The sequence below is a fragment of the Nocardia sp. NPDC059764 genome, from assembly GCF_042732555.1.
Taxonomy (GTDB): Bacteria; Actinomycetota; Actinomycetes; order Mycobacteriales; family Mycobacteriaceae; genus Nocardia.
Map to the genome: position 1 here is coordinate 1 of NZ_JBHWHH010000177.1, position 14,982 is coordinate 14,982.

The window sequence follows — 14,982 nt, forward strand, 5'->3', positions numbered from 1 at the left end:
GGTGGGGAGAATCCCACCGAGCCATCGCCGATTCGGTCGCGACTGTTCGGATGTCAGGCGGCAGCCGAGACCTCCTGGTCACGCCGGGCCGGGGACCGGAAGGTCGCCAGGGCGAGCGCCGCCGCGCCGACGGCGATGATGCCGGCGGTGACGAACGCCGCCGAGAAGCCGTCGGTCAGGGCGGCGGTGTCACCGAGCCGGTCGGCGCCCGCGTTCGCCGCGATGGCGGTGACCGCGGCCAGGCCCAGGGCCGAACCGATCTGGTAGCCGGTGTTCACGATGCCCGAGGCGAGGCCGCCCTCCTGCGGCGGCGCGGCCGAAATGGCCGTCTGCAGTGTGGGAATGAAGGCCAGCGACATGCCCAGCGCCGCCACCAGCGAACCGGGCAGCACGTCGATCCAGAAGTTGCCGTCGGGACGGATGAACGACAGCCACGCCAGTCCGGCGGCCAGGATGACCAGGCCCGCGACCGTCATGGTGCGAGCGCCGAAGCGTGCGAACAGTTTCGGTGAGATCGCGATCATGCCGACCATGATGAGCGCGGTCATGGGCAGCAGCGCCGCACCCGACGGGAACGCCGAATAGCCCAGCACCTGTTGCAGATACAGGTTCAGGAAGAACCACATCGGCACCCACGCCGCGCCCAGCAGTACCTGGGCGAGGTTGGCCGCGCCGAGGTCGGGTGCGCGGAAGATGCTCAGCGGCATGAGCGGGTCGCGGCGGCGGGCCTGGATCGCGATGAACGCGCCGAGCAGGGCGACGGCCGCGGCCAGCACCACCCAGGTGGAGGTGGCGGACCAATCCCCGCGCACCACACCGAAGACCGCCGCGCCCAGTCCGAGCGTCGCTGTCACCGCGCCGAGCAGATCCACCGAGGCGTGCGGGGCCATCGCGCCGTCGGGCACCAGGGCCGGGGCGGCCAGCAGGGCTACCAGCGCGATCGGGATATTGATGTAGAAAACCCAAGGCCACGAGGCGTATTGGGTGATGAGCCCACCCAGGAACACGCCGGCGGTGCCGCCCGCGGGCGCGGCTGCGCCGTAGACGGCGAAGGCCTTGGTCAGTTCGCCGGGATTGCCGCCGAACAGCATCATCAGCAGGGTCAGGGCGGAGGGTGCGATGAGGGCCGCGCCCGCGCCCTGGACACCGCGTCCGATCAGTTCCACCGCGGCGTTTCCGGCGAGACCGGCGACCAGTGAACCGACCGCGAGGATGCCCCAGCCGGTCTGGAAGATCCGTCGGGCGCCGACGATGTCGGACAGCTTGCCGCCGAGCAGCAGCAGGCCGCCGAATACGACCACGTAGGCGTTGAAGACCCAGGACAGGTTCTCCTGTGAGAACCCCAGCGCGTCCTGCATCTCCGGCAGCGCGACGCCGATGATCGAGGTGTCCATGATGACGATGAACTGGGCGAGGGCGATGAGCCCCAAGGCGATCCAGCGCCGCGACGGGGGCGGCGCGGTGGTGTGGGTGGACATAGGAATCACTCCCTGACAGAGGTATCGGGCGGCCGGGCGGCCACTGACTGTTCCAACCCGTCCATTGGTACCCCCGTGGGGTATGTGAAGAACAGCCCGGAGCAGTGTGACCCTTCTCATACCTACTGGGGGTATAGGTATGCACACGGTTGCTGGCCTGCGCGAAAAGGCCGTCTGCGCCGGAACTTTCGGCGAATTAGGGCGGGGACACGCGCCGGAGACAGTTGACAGCGACCCGGTGTCGGCTGTGAGGATTGGCCGATGATGAAACGAACGATCAATAGCTTGACCGCCGTTGCCATCCTCGGAGCCGGCGCGGCCGTCGCCGCCGCACCGGCCGGCGCCGAACCCGGCAGCCCCTGTCAGCTCGGCTGGTCGAACACCGAACCGCGTTCCTGCGTGCAGAACAGCTTCAACACCGGCCCGGTCTTCACCGTCGGAAACGGTGTCTGTGCGGGCATGTTCTCGGTCGGCGGCACGGCTTTCGATGGCCCGCTCTACCAGTACTCCGAAGCGCCGGGCACCTCACACTCGGTGATCCTGCGCATCAGCCAGGGCTTCTCCCTGCTGGGCAATTGGGCCCCGACACTGCTGGCCTGTGACGTCAATGCCGTCATCGACTGGACCAATGCCGACACCGGCCAGCAGGGCAGCGTCACCCGCTTCATCGCCGCGGGGCAGAGCAGCACCTATCCGGCCATCTTCCCGGTCAACACCGGACCGGGCCGCGTGCACCTGACCATCCGCACCGACCGCCCGAGCGTCCCGGCCAACCTCGACGTCGTCGTGCCCTAGCACCGAATTCGGCCACGATCGGGCTCCCACTCGAATCTCGGATTCGGGTGGGAGCCTTCGTTCATCGGGCCGTCAGGAACTGGTGCAAGCCCTGGGCGACGGCGGCGTCGCCCAGGACGGTCGGGTGGCCCGGCTGCCCGTACCAGTCCGGACCCGGGGTGAAGATGCCGTTCAGCCACGGGTCGGGGGAGCACAGTCCGTGGCCCGCGGTGACCGCGGCGGCATCGAAGTACTCGACCCCGAGCGCGGCGGCCCCGTCCCGCGGAGCGGTTCGGAGGCTGTCGAACACGTCGGTGACGGCTCCCGCCCGGGGCAGGCCGACCGGAACACCCAGTACGCCCATGCAGATCGCCTGATCACCCGGCGTGTGCAGCTCCTGGTAGCCGACCAGCACGATCCGGGCGTTCGGCGCGTAGTAGCGGATGTAGGTGACGATGTCGCGCAGGTGGTCGACGTAGTCCTGCCCGGTCAGCAGCGCGGGCGGATTGGCGTTGGTGGCGGCGTCGGCCGTGCTGCACCCGCGCAGCACATCGAGCAGACACGGCACCAGCTCGTTCTGTGCCACATGGTCCGCGCCCCAGGCATCGTTCAGACCGAACTGCAGCAGCACCGCTTTGGTCCGCGGCCCGAACGCCCCGTCCGCGGCCGCCTGCCGCGCCTCGGTGAGCGCGGTCCAGAAGTGGTCCTCCCCGTGCCGCCACATGTACGCGCCGACGCAGGACACGTCCGCGACATCCTGGGTCGCCGACAATCCCATCCGATCCGCCAGCTGATTCGGCCAGGAGGTGGGCAGATGCGGGCAGGCCACCCCGGCGGGCTGCGGCTGCATGGTCGACCAGGTGGCATTGGCCGTATTCGAATCGCCCATGACGACCAGCGTCTTCCCGCCGTTCGAGGCCGCCGGATCGGTGTCGGCCCCGGCCACCGGTGCGGTGAGGCCGCTGATCAGCGCCGCCCCTCCGAAGACCATCGCGACGGCGGAGAGAAAACGGCTCATGGTCCTCGGCATTTCGTGCGGTAGAGATTCGGGCGCCCGTACGGGTCGCCAGATCCTAGCGCGACCCGTACGGCGGAACCGCCTATTCGGGGGTGACGATGGCGAAATCCGGGTCGGGTTCGTCGAACAGGGCGGTGAGTTTGACGAAGCTCTGGGCGTCACCGTCGATGGTGAGCGCGCCGGACTTGACGGCCGAACTGATGTCCTGACCGCCGAGCAGGACGCCGATCAGGGTGGCGCGGGTGAGGGTGAAGGTGACGTCGGCGGGCGGGAGTTTGTCACCCTCGCGGCGGTCGAAGTGGATGAGGACGCCGTTGCGCAGTTCGAGGCGGTGGGTGCGCTTCTCGTCGGTGAAAACCCAGTCGCTGATGGCCTTTTCGTGCCAGGACTTGGGGCCGTCGAGCCGCAGGGAGAGGGCGTCGAAGACCTGGTCGATGGTCAGCGCCGCCATCATGGACGGGGAGGTGGTCTGGGTGGGGGTGCCGATATTGCCGTTGCGGAGTTCGTAGGCGCCCATCAGGAAGAAGTTGCGCCAGGTGCCGTTCTCGGCGCCGTAGCCGAGCTGCTCGTAGGTGTCGGCGAGCAGCGACTTGGCGGCGGTGTCGGCGGGGTCGGCGAAGACGACGTAGTTGACCACCTGCGCGACCCAGCGGTAGTCGCCCGCGTCGTAGGCCGCGCGCGCCTTGCGCAGCACCTCGTCGGCGCCGCCCATGAATTCCACATGGCGGGTGGCCGATTCGACCGGCGGGTGCTCCCACAGGTGCGCGGGATTGCCGTCGAACCAGCCCATGTAGCGCTGGTAGATGGCCTTCACATTGTGGCTGACCGAGCCGTAGTAGCCGTGCGCGTGCCAGGACGCGGCGATGGCCGGGGGCAGCTCGATGGCTTCGGCGATCTCGCTGCCGACATAGCCCTGGTTCAGCCGCCGCAGCGTCTGGTCGTGCAGATACGCGTACAGGTCCCGTTGCAGCGCAAGGTATTCCACCAGGCGCTCGGTGTCCCAGGTCGGCCAGTGGTGCGAGGCGAACACGACGTCCGACTCGTAGCCGAACAGGTTGATCGACTCGGTCAGATACTGCGACCAGACATGCGGGTCGCGCACGAGCGCACCGCGCAGGGTCAGCAGATTGTGCAGGGTGTGGGTGGCGTTCTCCGCCATGCAGAGTGCGCGGTGGCCGGGGAAGTAGAAGTTCATCTCCGACGGCGCTTCGGTTCCCGGCGTGATCTGGAAGACGATGCGGACCCCGTCGACCGTCATCTCCTGACCGGTCTCGGTGATGTCGTGGGTCGGCGCGATCAGGGTGACCGTGCCGGTGGAGGTCGTCTGCCCGAGGCCCGCGCCCACCTGGCCCTTGGGTCCGCGGGGGAGCGCGGCGCCGTACATGTAGGCGGCGCGCCGGGCCATCGCCGTTCCGGCATAGACGTTCTCGGCGACCGCGTGCTCGAGGAATCCGGCGGGCGCGATCACCGGGAGGCGGCCCGCGTCCACGTCCTCCTGGGTGGTGACGCCGTCCGCGCCGCCGAAGTGGTCGACATGCGAGTGGGTGTAGATCAGGCCGGTCACCGGCTTGTCGCCGCGGTGCGCGCGGTACAGGTCGAGTCCCGCCTTCGCGGTCTCGGCCGAGATGAGCGGGTCGATCACGATCACGCCGGTGTCGCCCTCGATCAGGGTCATGTTCGACAGGTCGAGGCCGCGGATCTGGTAGATCCCCGGGGTCACCTCGTACAGGCCCTGCCGGATGTTCAGCCCGGCCTGCCGCCACAGGCTCGGATTCACCGAGGACGGGCAGGCGCCGTGCAGGAAGCTGTAGGAGTCGTTGTCCCACACCACATTCCCGTCGGCGTCCTTGACCACGCCGGGCTCGAGGGCGGCGATGAAGCCGCGGTCGGCGTCCTGCTGGTCGGTGGTGTCGCCGAAGGGCAGATCGGCGCCGAGACGCTTGTTCTGCTCGATGATGAACTGGCTCGGTTCGGTCGTGCTCACTGCCTGCCTCCTGTTTCCGCCGGACGGATCCGGCGAGATCGACGACTCGGGTTAGTGGAGCGGGTGTTCAGCGATGTCAGGGCGTGACCGCGAGGGCTCCGCCGAGTTCGGTGATGAGCAGCATGGGCGCCCAGATCGGGGCGGTGAGCGCGATCAGGGGTGAGGCGAGAATGCCCAGCAGGATCAGCATGATGTCTCTCCTTATTCGTCGGCGTGCAGGATCTGGACCCAGAACACCGGCAGGTACTCACTGACGCAGTCGGCGAGAACCGTTGCGCCGGGCGTGAATTGGGCATAGGCGGGGCCGGTGGTGAAGTCGGGAGCCTGGACCGCCGGATCGCCGCCGGGCGGTGACCAGGAACCGGGCGGGTAGTCGACCACTGGCGGCAAGCCGCGCGCTGTGGGCGGATCGATGCTGTAGAGACCGCACTTCCACCATTCGCCGGGCGCGGACTCGACCTTGATCACGCCTCCGGGTTCGGGGGTGAACTGCGGTTGGGCCGTCGCGGGCGCGGCGGCGAGCACGCACGACGCGGCGGCGGAGACAGCCAGGGTGATCGGGACGCGTAGCGGGCGCACGAGGGCTCTCCTTGTAGCTCACGACATCGGGATGTGGCGACTGCCGACGGGTCCGACGGTAGCGCGAGAGTGTCGGTAGCTGACTAATTGCCACTCACCCTGTTCCGATGATTTCGGTGCGAAAAAATACAATCAGCTGGAACTAGTCTCTCCTAAACTCTCTCCCTGGTTCAGGGAAAAGTCCAGCTCGATCGATTATTGACGCCCGGCTATTGACGCCGCAGAAGGGTCATGTGTCCGTGAACTTCGAGAAGAGTGGCGAGCATCGAGGGTTTGCCCTAATGTCGCTAATGTCCACCATGGGGCTCGGGATCCAACAGCGGCGATACGGCACCGCCGCCGAGGAGAACGCCGACGGTTCGGTCGACATCCGGTTCGGCGGCTGCGACGGCCAGATCCCCAACTGCCTGCCCATCATGCCGGGCTGGAACTGCATGGTCCGCCTCTATCGCCCCTACCGGAACATCCTCGACGGCACCTGGACCTTCCCGCAGGCCGAGCTCATCCACTGAGTGGTCGGGCACACTGGAACGGCCGTGCGCGCCCCGGCGGCCGAACCCAGGAGGACCCGCGACGATGCAACCCAGGCTCGATGAATGGATCGCCGGTGGAATCAGCGGTCACGACATCTTCCACCGGCAGGACGGACCGGTCGACGGCCGTCCGGTGACGCTGCTGCACGGCTTCCCGACCTCGTCCCTCGATTGGGCGCCGATCGTGCCGCGGTTGGTCGAATCCGGTTGCCGGGTCACCACACTCGACCTGCTCGGGTTCGGGGCCAGCGCGAAACCAGCGCGGCACGACTATCTGATCACCGAGCAGGCGTCGATCGTGGAGGCGCTGTGGGAGCGGCTCGGGATCGGGGCGACCGCGTTGGTAGCGCACGACTACGGGGTCTCGGTCGCGCAGGAGCTGTTGCACCGCGACGCGAGCCGGATCACCGCGGCCGCCTTCCTCAATGGCGGGCTGTATCCCGACCTGCACCGGCCCACTCGTGTACAGAAGCTACTGTACGGTCCGCTCGGTGCCGTGGCCCAGCACCTGGCCTCCGAGCGGATGTACCGAAAGTCCTTGCGGGAGATCCTCGGTCGTCCGGTGAGCGATGAACTGCTCCACGACATGTGGCTGGCCACGACCATGAGCGAGGGCAAACGCGTCCAACATCGATTGCTTCACTACATCGACGAGCGCCGCCGGCACGCCGACCGATGGAGCGCAGCGCTCGAGCAGTACCCCGGCCCGCTGCTGTTCGTCTGGGGCCCCGCCGACCCGGTCAGCGGCGCCCACGTCCTACCCCGGCTGCGCGAGCGACTCCCGCACGCGACGATCACCGTCCTCGACGAACCACCGGTCACCGGGCACTACCCGCAACTGGAGAACCCCGATGCCGTCGCCGCTGCCCTGACCGAATTCCTGTGCCCCGGCGCCGCCGGGTCCTGACGCCGACACCGCGACGACCCTGCCGAATCGCCCCAATTCCGTTGTCCTCATGGTCGATATGTAGAACGGCATCGTCGCGAACGTCCACCGGTGGAATTGGCCTGATCGCGGATCTCGACTCCAGCATCCGCTACTCGGTGTTGCCGACTACCGCTACTCTGCGATACAGTTTAGTGGTAGTCAGTACCACTGAATAGCGTGGTCCGAGGAGAGGAGGCGGCTACGGACAACTTGACGGAGATGCTCAAGGGGACGCTCGAAGGGTGTGTTCTCGAGATCATCGGAAACCAGGAGACATACGGTTACGCGATTACCCGCCGGCTGAATGAACTGGGATTCGTGGACGTCATCGAAGGCACGGTCTACGCCATCCTGGTGCGCTTGGAGAAGAACGGCCTGGTCGACGTCTCCAAGCGGCCATCCGAAGTCGGTCCGCCACGAAAGTTCTACTCGCTCAACGAAGCAGGACGTAAGGAACTCGCGACGTTCTGGGTGAAATGGGAATACGTCTCGGCGCGGATCGACGAGCTCAAGGGGAGTGGGAAATGAAGTTCTGGGAAACGGTCACCGGCGGCGATCTCACCAAGGAGTACAAAGCTTTCGACGCTCGGGCCGCGGCGCTCCCCGCGGAGTATCGAACGGCATGGGACGCGATCAAGATTCAGCTCTCCCCCTACTCGGACTTCTCGGGCCGCAACCTGATGCCGATCCTCGATGGCGCTCTGGGGCTGCTCGAAGAGGCGGCGGAGGACGGTCAGAGTGTTCGCGAGGTGGTGGGCGACGACATCAAGGGCTTCTGCGCGGCGATCGCGGGCGGCGAAGGAGCCAAGGGCTATCGCGACACATGGCGTCAGCAGCTCAACGACAACGTCGCCAAGAAACTCGGCCGGCTAGGAGGATAACGTGGGCATCCGCGACATCATCGAAGGTAAGCGGGAGTGGCGAGCGCACGTCGCGCGGGTCAAGGCGCTCCCGGCGGACTATCAGATCGTCTACAAGGAGATTCAGAAGTACTTCTTCAAGGTCGGCCCGGTCGATCTGGTCGGCGGAAATCTGCTCTCGGGGCTTCTCGATTTCTTCGAGGAAGGCGCCGCGGCCGGCACCGGAGTCATGGAACTGATCGGCCCCGATGTCGCGGCATTCTGCGATGACCTGATCCGGGACTCGCAGACCTACGCCGACATCTATCAGGAGTCCGTCGGCAAGGACGCCGCCAACTGATTGTTTCATCGAAGCCGCTGCGGCCCTGAAAGGTTCGCGGCGGCTTCGATTTTCGGCGGGAGTGGCGATCTTCTGGTTTCGAAACATGACATTCGAGGGCACCGCCCGTGGATCTGGGGTGGGGCGGGTGTTCGGGCGCGGGGCGCTCCGGTGCCTGCCGAGGTGGACCATAACGAAACGGACAAGTCGGTAGCAAAGGACTGGCAAACTATGGTCTTCGTGACCTAGCGTCGGTCCTCGTCGCGCTTCTCTTCCGAGCTCGTCATCATCGTTCTCGACTCGTAGGAGCTGATGAGATGCTTGCAGGAATCGCCCGCTCCGCGGTGGTCGCCGCGGTCGCAGCCCCGCTGGTCGCCTTGGCGGCCGCGGCGCCCGCGTCGGCGAGTGAACCCACGGAAGCGGCCGTGAACCGCCCGGTCGCGGTACAGAACGTGGACGCCCCCTATATCTGGGTGAACATCTGCGTCCACATCCCGACGCCCGGCTCGGCCACCCTGAACTGGTGCTTCCCGTAGCCGATCCGCTGTCCCCGAACGAGATTCGACACCGCCGTGCCGCGGTCGTTCAGTCGTGCGGTGTGGTTGTGCAATGGAGAGGAGTAGCTATGCAGGCCGGCGTCCGTGTCGCCGCTATCGGCGTCACCGCTCTCGCGTGGATGCTGCCCGCTATCGGTCCGCTACATGCGGATCCCGGTGCGTGCACCGTCCCCGCCGACACCACGAACCAGTATCTGATCCTGTACGGCGGCTCGCGGTCCGTCCCCGCCGCCGCCAACGGTGAATCCATGGCCATCGTGCGGTTCCCCAGCCAGAGCTCCCTGCAGTACTTGGTGGCCGGGACCGGGGTGTGGCACGACAGCACCTACACCTACACCTCATCGGAGCCCGGCGTCGCAGTCATCGACGCCACCGAGACGGCCGCCGCGGGCCCGGTCTCCTACTCGGTCACCTTGCGGTGCCGGACCAACGAATCCGGCTCCTTCTCCTACACCGGCCCGGGCGCCGACGCCCCGAGCGCCGACAACGCCAACCCTGGCGCCTCCAACGCCACCTACCGGTTCAGCCGCAGCGCCATCTGACAACGGTCACACCGCATCACGTCGGCGGTGCCCCACTGATCCGCCGCCGACGCTGTCGCCGACGGTATGTGGGAGGCTGGGGATTATGAACCGATTGGGCAGCGCCACCTCGCCTTATCTGCGTCAACACGCCGGGAATCCGGTGCATTGGCGGGAATGGGATGCGGCGGCGCTGGCCGAGGCGGCCGCGCGGGACGTGCCGATCCTGCTGTCGATCGGGTACGCCAGCTGCCACTGGTGCCATGTGATGGTTCAGGGTTACTAATCAAATTTGCGCAGATAGATGGCCTATTTTGGTTTCAAATTCGTTGTCGGCGGTTCATTCGGTCCAGATCAATGTCGATTCGAAGGCGTGACTGCTCCCGGAATTTCATCCGCTGCCGGTCGAGGGGTCCAGAGTCGATCGAGGGGCAGGACATGCAACTTGTCTTCGTAGGTGTATGACTTCTGGCCGAGGTTGATTACTGCGCCGCCTATGAAGGCACTGCCCAGTTTGTCGCGAAGCATCCGGAGTCCTTCGAAGTCGCGGTCGGTCACCGTGCCTGATGCTTTGACCTCGATCGCGGCGACTGTTCCTGTGACGGTTTCGATGACGAGATCGACCTCTTGCTGATCGCGGGTTCGAAAGTGGGAGAACTGGACCTCCTGTCGCGCCCAGCCGGCCTGCTTGATCAGCTCGTTCACGGTGAAGGTTTCGACGAGATGGCCGAACTGAGTGAGTGTCGCGGGGATCCGGCTGGACAGCTTCTGTTCTGTCAATCCGGTGAGGTACGCGGCTAGGCCGGTGTCGACAGCATGAACCTTCGCGCTGCGAATGGTTCGTTGGGTAGCGGATCGGGTGAATGGTTCGATGCGATGGATCAGGAAAACCGCTTCGAGCAGGCCAAGATAGTCCTTGACAGTGCTCGAGTCGAGGCCGACAGAGTCGGCGATGTTCGAGATGTTGACTACTTGGCCGGTCTGGCCCGCCAGCCTCTGAAGCACTTGTGGAAGTACTTGCCGCTGGCGGACTTTGCGGATCTCCATGACATCGCGCTCGACGACAAGGTTGACGAAGTCTCGGAACCACCGATCGCGGGAGCGACCAGGTTCGCGGGCCAGAGCGAGTGGGAACCCTCCGGCCAGGATGGCTCGTTCGTAGTCCGAGCGGGTGCTCGTCGACGAGTTTGCGGTCACCAGTGATGCCGGGTCGCTGATCAGTGTGTCCAGGGCCGTTTCGCGGGATCCTGACAATTCTCCCTGCGAAAGCGGCCACATCGTCACGACATGAGCTCGGCCGGTCAGCGACTGCCCGGCGGTCGGGAGTGACCCATAGCGAGTCGAGCCTGTGAGAATGAAGCGCCCAGCTCGTAGATCCTTGTTGAGTTCGGCCTTGATGGCGTCCAGGAGCAAAGGAACATGCTGGAATTCGTCGATGCAAACCGGTGCCGGTCGGTCCGAGGCGACGAATAGCGCAGGGTCGGCCGAGACGGCTCGGCGGGTCTCCAAGTCATCGAGATCGAGAACCTGAAGGCCTGCGGTCTTCGCACAGGCGGAGAGTAGGGTGCTCTTGCCGACCGTGCGGGCGCCGGTCAGCACGACCACGGGTTCCTCGTGGACCAGCTCGGCCAGCACTTCCTGCAGGTGACGCTCGATCAGCTTGGACTCCGACACTGTGGATCCCTCTCTAATCATGAATCTGACAGCGAGATATTCCCATATTCGCGACCGTAAAATCCCAGAATTGCCAGATTCTTAGTCCAAGATCTGCCAGTGCCGCAGGACCTGCTGGGGCGGGGGTGGGGGCCGCGGTTCCGTCTGGATGTCAGGACTGGCGCGGGCTGACCAGGCCGGATTCGTAAGCCATGACCTTCAGTTGCGCGCGGTTGCAGGCGTGCGCGGCGTCATCGGCCCGGCTCGCTCGCCTCACCGAGCAATGGCGGCGGCGTGAGCACGGGGTCCCGCTGATCGAATCGTGTTAGCGCCGTTCGACATTCGACGTTGTGTTCGTTGGTCTGTTCCTTCGAACGATTCGGCGAGCGCCGCGGGCGGCGGAGCGGCCGGGTGCGAGACCGCCGCCACCGCCCTCACCTGGCCAATCCGGAGTGCCATCGCGACGCGCTTCGACCAGGCCACCGGCCTTCAGTGATTGCAGGTTCGCCGACGCGGTGGTCAGGTTCATGCCGGTCGCGGTGGCAATTGCCTCGACGGTGCGCTCGCCCTGGGCGAGCAGGTCGATGATCTGCAACCGGCGGCCGTTGCCCAGCGCCTTGCCGACGCCGACCGCCACGGACGCCTCATCCGTCGATTGTTCCGGAAAAGGCATCGCCGCAGGCGGATTCGTGATGGCGCTGACCCAGTTGGTGATGGTGGCGATCATGACCATGACCCCGGTTCACATGCTCGACTACGGTCACGGCACCGCCGCCGCCGGGTTGGTGATCGCCGTCCACGTCGGTGCCATGTACCTGCCCTCACCGCTGACCGGTTGGCTCGTCGACCGCTACGGCCGACTGCCGGTCGCCGCCGCATCCGGAGTGACACTGCTGGCGGCGGGCGTACTCGCAGCGTCCGCACCCGGCGACTCCGTGGCGCTGCTGGCGCTCGCGTTGGCACTGCTGGGTTTGGGCTGGAACCTCGGACTGGTAGCGGGTACCGCCATCATCACCGACACCGTGCCACTGGCGACCCGCGCGAAAACCCAAGGCGCGGTCGATGTCTCCATCGCCATCGCCGGAGCGACCGGCGGCATGGGATCCGGACTGATGGTCGCCGCCACCAGCTATCCGGCGCTGGCGCTCGCCGGTGGCGTCCTCGCCGTCGCTGTCGTGCCGGTCGCCGCGTTCACCGGGCGACGACGAACCGCCTGACCAGCCTCCACCGTTGTCCACGACGTAAGCGACCCGCTGCCGGATGCCTCGGTGGATGCGGTCCTCGCGCGTCGGTTGGCTAGCTGTATTGACCACGGACGTTGGTGACACTCCCAGAGTGTGGACGTACCTTCACGGCCATGCTTCGAGAGCAGCGCGACGACATGGCCCGCTCGCTATTCGCCGGCGTCGCCCCCGATGATCTGCGGACATTCCACGACACGACGGTAGTTATCCTCCAGCGGCTCTACAACACCTCACCGGAATGCTGATGCCCCCCATCGGGTGGTTGAGGTTCCGTCGCCTCGGTGGTGTCGCGTCATGTGATGGCGCACTACGCTTCAGGTGATGGCCCACTAGTCGGCGTGGTAGGGCAGGATTTTGCCATTCTGGCAAGTCTGAGCTTGTGGACCGAGGTTGCGGCGGGCGGAGTGCGTTCGGTGCCTGCTCGAAACGGGAGGTTGATGCGTGTGAACGAATTGGCTGGTGCCACATCGCTTTACTTGCGTCAGCATGCCGATAATCCAGTGGATTGGCGGCAGTGGGGTGCCGAAGCTTTGGCTGAAGCGGCCGCGCGGGACGTGCCGATCCTGCTGTCGATCGGGTACGCCAGCTGCCACTGGTGCCATGTGATGGCGCACGAGTCGTTCGAGGACGAGGCCACCGCCGAGCTCATGAACGAGAACTTCGTGTGCATCAAGGTGGATCGGGAGGAACGGCCCGATCTGGACGCGGTGTACATGAACGCCACCGTCGCCATGACCGGGCAGGGTGGGTGGCCGATGACGTGCTTCCTGACGCCGGAGGGGGAGCCGTTCTACTGCGGGACCTACTACCCGAAGACGCCGCGGCACGGGATGCCGTCGTTCGCGCAGGTGCTGACCGCGGTCGGGGAGACGTGGCGGAATCGGCGGGACGAGGTGAATACCGCGGCGGCACAGGTGGGAGAGGCGCTGCGGCAGCAGACGGCGGGGTTGCCGGACGCCGGGGTCGGGATCAGCGCCGACCTGGCGCAGCACGCGGTCTCGGCCGTGTCGAAGGATGTGGACGCTCAGCACGGCGGGTTCGGGGGTGCGCCCAAGTTCCCGCCGTCGGCATTGCTGGAGGGGTTGCTGCGGCACTATGAGCTGACCGGGGATCTCGGTGTGCTGCACACTGTTTCGTCCACCTGCGAGGCGATGGCCCGAGGTGGGATCTACGACCAGCTGCGGGGCGGGTTCGCGCGATACTCGGTGGACACGGCGTGGGTGGTGCCGCACTTCGAGAAGATGCTGTACGACAACGCCCAGTTGGTGCGGGTGTACGCGCACCTGGCCCGACGCGGGCTCGACGCGCCCGGCGGTGAGCGCGGCGGAGAATCCTTGGCGCTGCGGGTAACTCGCGAAACCGTGCAGTTCCTCATGACCGATCTGGGAACAGAGCAGGGGGGCTTCGCGTCCGCGCTGGATGCCGACACCCACCTCGAACCGGGGCAGCCCGGGGTGGAAGGCGCCACCTACGTCTGGACGCCCGCCGAGCTCAACGGGGTACTCGGAGCGCTCGACGGGGCCTGGGCCGCGGAGATCTTCGGTGTCACCACGGCCGGAACGTTCGAGCACGGCACCTCGGTGCTGACGCGGTACACCGACCCGAAACCCGTGGACCACGAGCGGTTCGAGGCCATCCGGGCGGCCATGTCGGCGGCGCGGGAACTGCGACCGCAACCCGAGCGGGACGACAAGGTGGTCACCGCTTGGAACGGGATGGCCATCGTCGCGCTCGCGGAAGCCGGTGCCGCACACGGGCATCCAGGGTGGATCGCGGCGGCGGTCCGGTGTGCGCGGTTCCTGCTGGACACCCACGTGACCGACGGACGGGTCTGCCGCGCCTCGCTGGGCGGCGTGCCCGGCACGGCGGCGGGCGTGCTCGAGGACTACGCCTGGCTCGCGCTGGGACTGCTCGCGCTGCATCAGACCGTCGACGGGGACTGGCTCGCCGAGGCGCAGCGCGTTCTCGACGCGGCCATCACGCATTTCGCCGACGCGGACACCCCGGGCAGCTGGTTCGACACCGCCGACGACGCCGAGACCCTGCTGACCCGGCCGCGCGACCCGCTGGACGGCGCAACCCCTTCGGGGACTTCGGTTCTCGCCGAGGCCCTGCTCACGGCCTCCGCGCTCACCGACCCGGATCGGGCCTCCCGCTACCGGCAGCTCGCCGACGAAACCCTCGCGCGGGGGGCGGTTCTGCTGGCTCGCGCGCCCCGCTCGGCGGGCCACTGGCTCGCGGTGGCCGAGGCCGCACTGCGCGGGCCCGTCCAGGTGGCGGTCTCGGCGGGCCCGGACGGTGAATCCGGCTGGGCCGCAACGCTGGTGGCGGCTGCCCGTGCCGCTGCGCCGGGCGGCTCGGTCATCGTCTCCGGCGCCGTCGACTCCCAGCCCCTGCTGGCCGACCGCCCGCCGGTGCGCGACACCTCCGCCGCCTACATCTGCCGCGGCTCGGTCTGCGACCTCCCGGTCACCACGGTCGACGACGTCCGCGCCGGTCTGCTTCCGCCGCAATCGGCCTGACGGTTTGCCCGC

Annotated in this window: 15 protein-coding genes and 2 pseudogenes; 11 read left to right on the top strand and 6 right to left on the bottom strand. The window is 66.9% G+C overall.

Annotated features, from left to right (window positions below; all coding sequences use genetic code 11):
* Positions 1-53: 53 nt before the first annotated feature.
* Positions 54-1,478, bottom strand: coding sequence for an MFS transporter (locus tag ACFV4K_RS29065; protein WP_379279207.1), 1,425 nt, complete (start codon positions 1,476-1,478; stop codon positions 54-56).
* 285 nt (positions 1,479-1,763) lie between these two features.
* On the opposite strand from ACFV4K_RS29065, the gene ACFV4K_RS29070 reads away from it, so the two are divergent.
* Positions 1,764-2,273, top strand: coding sequence for a hypothetical protein (locus ACFV4K_RS29070; RefSeq protein ID WP_379279208.1), 510 nt, complete (start codon positions 1,764-1,766; stop codon positions 2,271-2,273).
* Between the two features lie 61 nt (positions 2,274-2,334).
* On the opposite strand, the gene ACFV4K_RS29075 is transcribed toward ACFV4K_RS29070, so the two are convergent.
* The 3 genes from ACFV4K_RS29075 to ACFV4K_RS29085 all read right to left on the bottom strand — a co-directional run bounded on the left by ACFV4K_RS29075 (position 2,335) and on the right by ACFV4K_RS29085 (position 5,833).
* Complete coding sequence (locus ACFV4K_RS29075; RefSeq protein WP_379279209.1) at positions 2,335-3,270, bottom strand: SGNH/GDSL hydrolase family protein; 936 nt, start codon at positions 3,268-3,270, stop codon at positions 2,335-2,337.
* Positions 3,271-3,352: 82 nt separating this feature from the next.
* Positions 3,353-5,254 (bottom strand): alkyl/aryl-sulfatase, encoded by a 1,902-nt coding sequence (locus ACFV4K_RS29080; RefSeq protein WP_379279210.1) that lies wholly within the window; start codon positions 5,252-5,254, stop codon positions 3,353-3,355.
* Positions 5,255-5,455: 201 nt separating this feature from the next.
* Positions 5,456-5,833 carry a hypothetical protein gene (locus ACFV4K_RS29085; RefSeq protein ID WP_379279211.1) on the bottom strand — a complete coding sequence of 126 codons (378 nt, stop codon included), beginning with the start codon at positions 5,831-5,833 and terminating at the stop codon, positions 5,456-5,458.
* A gap of 290 nt (positions 5,834-6,123) precedes the next feature.
* Here ACFV4K_RS29085 and ACFV4K_RS29090 point away from each other — a divergent pair, with 290 nt between their 5' ends.
* From ACFV4K_RS29090 to ACFV4K_RS29125, 8 genes and pseudogenes are all read left to right on the top strand, one after another.
* Complete coding sequence (locus tag ACFV4K_RS29090; RefSeq protein WP_379279212.1) at positions 6,124-6,345, top strand: hypothetical protein; 222 nt, start codon at positions 6,124-6,126, stop codon at positions 6,343-6,345.
* Between the two features lie 64 nt (positions 6,346-6,409).
* On the top strand, positions 6,410-7,273 hold the full coding sequence (locus tag ACFV4K_RS29095) for an alpha/beta fold hydrolase (RefSeq protein ID WP_379279213.1): 864 nt from the start codon (positions 6,410-6,412) through the stop codon (positions 7,271-7,273).
* Positions 7,274-7,513: 240 nt separating this feature from the next.
* Positions 7,514-7,822, top strand: a complete 309-nt coding sequence (locus ACFV4K_RS29100) for a PadR family transcriptional regulator (protein ID WP_379279214.1) — start codon at positions 7,514-7,516, stop codon at positions 7,820-7,822.
* On the top strand, positions 7,819-8,175 hold the full coding sequence (locus ACFV4K_RS29105; protein ID WP_379279215.1) for a DUF1048 domain-containing protein: 357 nt from the start codon (positions 7,819-7,821) through the stop codon (positions 8,173-8,175). Before ACFV4K_RS29100 ends, ACFV4K_RS29105 begins: the two co-directional genes overlap by 4 nt.
* Before the next feature lies 1 nt (position 8,176).
* Positions 8,177-8,494, top strand: coding sequence for a DUF1048 domain-containing protein (locus ACFV4K_RS29110; protein ID WP_379279216.1), 318 nt, complete (start codon positions 8,177-8,179; stop codon positions 8,492-8,494).
* A 296-nt stretch (positions 8,495-8,790) separates the two neighbouring features.
* Entirely contained in the window at positions 8,791-9,009 is a 219-nt protein-coding gene (locus ACFV4K_RS29115; protein WP_379279217.1) for a hypothetical protein, read from the top strand.
* Positions 9,010-9,098: 89 nt separating this feature from the next.
* Positions 9,099-9,572, top strand: coding sequence for a hypothetical protein (locus ACFV4K_RS29120; protein WP_379279219.1), 474 nt, complete (start codon positions 9,099-9,101; stop codon positions 9,570-9,572).
* Positions 9,573-9,657: 85 nt separating this feature from the next.
* Positions 9,658-9,822, top strand: a pseudogene (locus ACFV4K_RS29125) (DUF255 domain-containing protein); the annotation flags it as partial.
* 83 nt (positions 9,823-9,905) lie between these two features.
* Here the strand turns inward: ACFV4K_RS29125 and ACFV4K_RS29130 are convergent.
* Positions 9,906-11,225, bottom strand: coding sequence for an ATP-binding protein (locus ACFV4K_RS29130; RefSeq protein WP_379279220.1), 1,320 nt, complete (start codon positions 11,223-11,225; stop codon positions 9,906-9,908).
* 430 nt (positions 11,226-11,655) lie between these two features.
* A pseudogene (locus tag ACFV4K_RS29135) lies at positions 11,656-11,877 on the bottom strand (ArsR/SmtB family transcription factor); the annotation flags it as partial.
* 52 nt (positions 11,878-11,929) lie between these two features.
* Between ACFV4K_RS29135 and ACFV4K_RS29140 the strand changes: the two are divergent.
* On the top strand, positions 11,930-12,421 hold the full coding sequence (locus ACFV4K_RS29140) for an MFS transporter (RefSeq protein ID WP_379279222.1): 492 nt from the start codon (positions 11,930-11,932) through the stop codon (positions 12,419-12,421).
* A gap of 464 nt (positions 12,422-12,885) precedes the next feature.
* Positions 12,886-14,970 carry a thioredoxin domain-containing protein gene (locus tag ACFV4K_RS29145; RefSeq protein WP_379279224.1) on the top strand — a complete coding sequence of 695 codons (2,085 nt, stop codon included), beginning with the start codon at positions 12,886-12,888 and terminating at the stop codon, positions 14,968-14,970.
* Positions 14,971-14,982: the final 12 nt, after the last annotated feature.

Bases quoted from the DNA above. Each gene is read 5' to 3' on its own strand.
- ACFV4K_RS29065 (WP_379279207.1), bottom strand. From the start codon at position 1,478: ATGTCCACCCACACCACCGCGCCGCCCCCGTCGCGGCGCTGGATCGCC.
- ACFV4K_RS29075 (WP_379279209.1), bottom strand. From the start codon at position 3,270: ATGAGCCGTTTTCTCTCCGCCGTCGCGATGGTCTTCGGAGGGGCGGCG.
- ACFV4K_RS29090 (WP_379279212.1), top strand. From the start codon at position 6,124: ATGTCCACCATGGGGCTCGGGATCCAACAGCGGCGATACGGCACCGCC.
- ACFV4K_RS29095 (WP_379279213.1), top strand. From the start codon at position 6,410: ATGCAACCCAGGCTCGATGAATGGATCGCCGGTGGAATCAGCGGTCAC.
- ACFV4K_RS29100 (WP_379279214.1), top strand. From the start codon at position 7,514: ATGCTCAAGGGGACGCTCGAAGGGTGTGTTCTCGAGATCATCGGAAAC.
- ACFV4K_RS29105 (WP_379279215.1), top strand. From the start codon at position 7,819: ATGAAGTTCTGGGAAACGGTCACCGGCGGCGATCTCACCAAGGAGTAC.
- ACFV4K_RS29115 (WP_379279217.1), top strand. From the start codon at position 8,791: ATGCTTGCAGGAATCGCCCGCTCCGCGGTGGTCGCCGCGGTCGCAGCC.
- ACFV4K_RS29120 (WP_379279219.1), top strand. From the start codon at position 9,099: ATGCAGGCCGGCGTCCGTGTCGCCGCTATCGGCGTCACCGCTCTCGCG.
- ACFV4K_RS29140 (WP_379279222.1), top strand. From the start codon at position 11,930: ATGACCATGACCCCGGTTCACATGCTCGACTACGGTCACGGCACCGCC.
- ACFV4K_RS29145 (WP_379279224.1), top strand. From the start codon at position 12,886: ATGCGTGTGAACGAATTGGCTGGTGCCACATCGCTTTACTTGCGTCAG.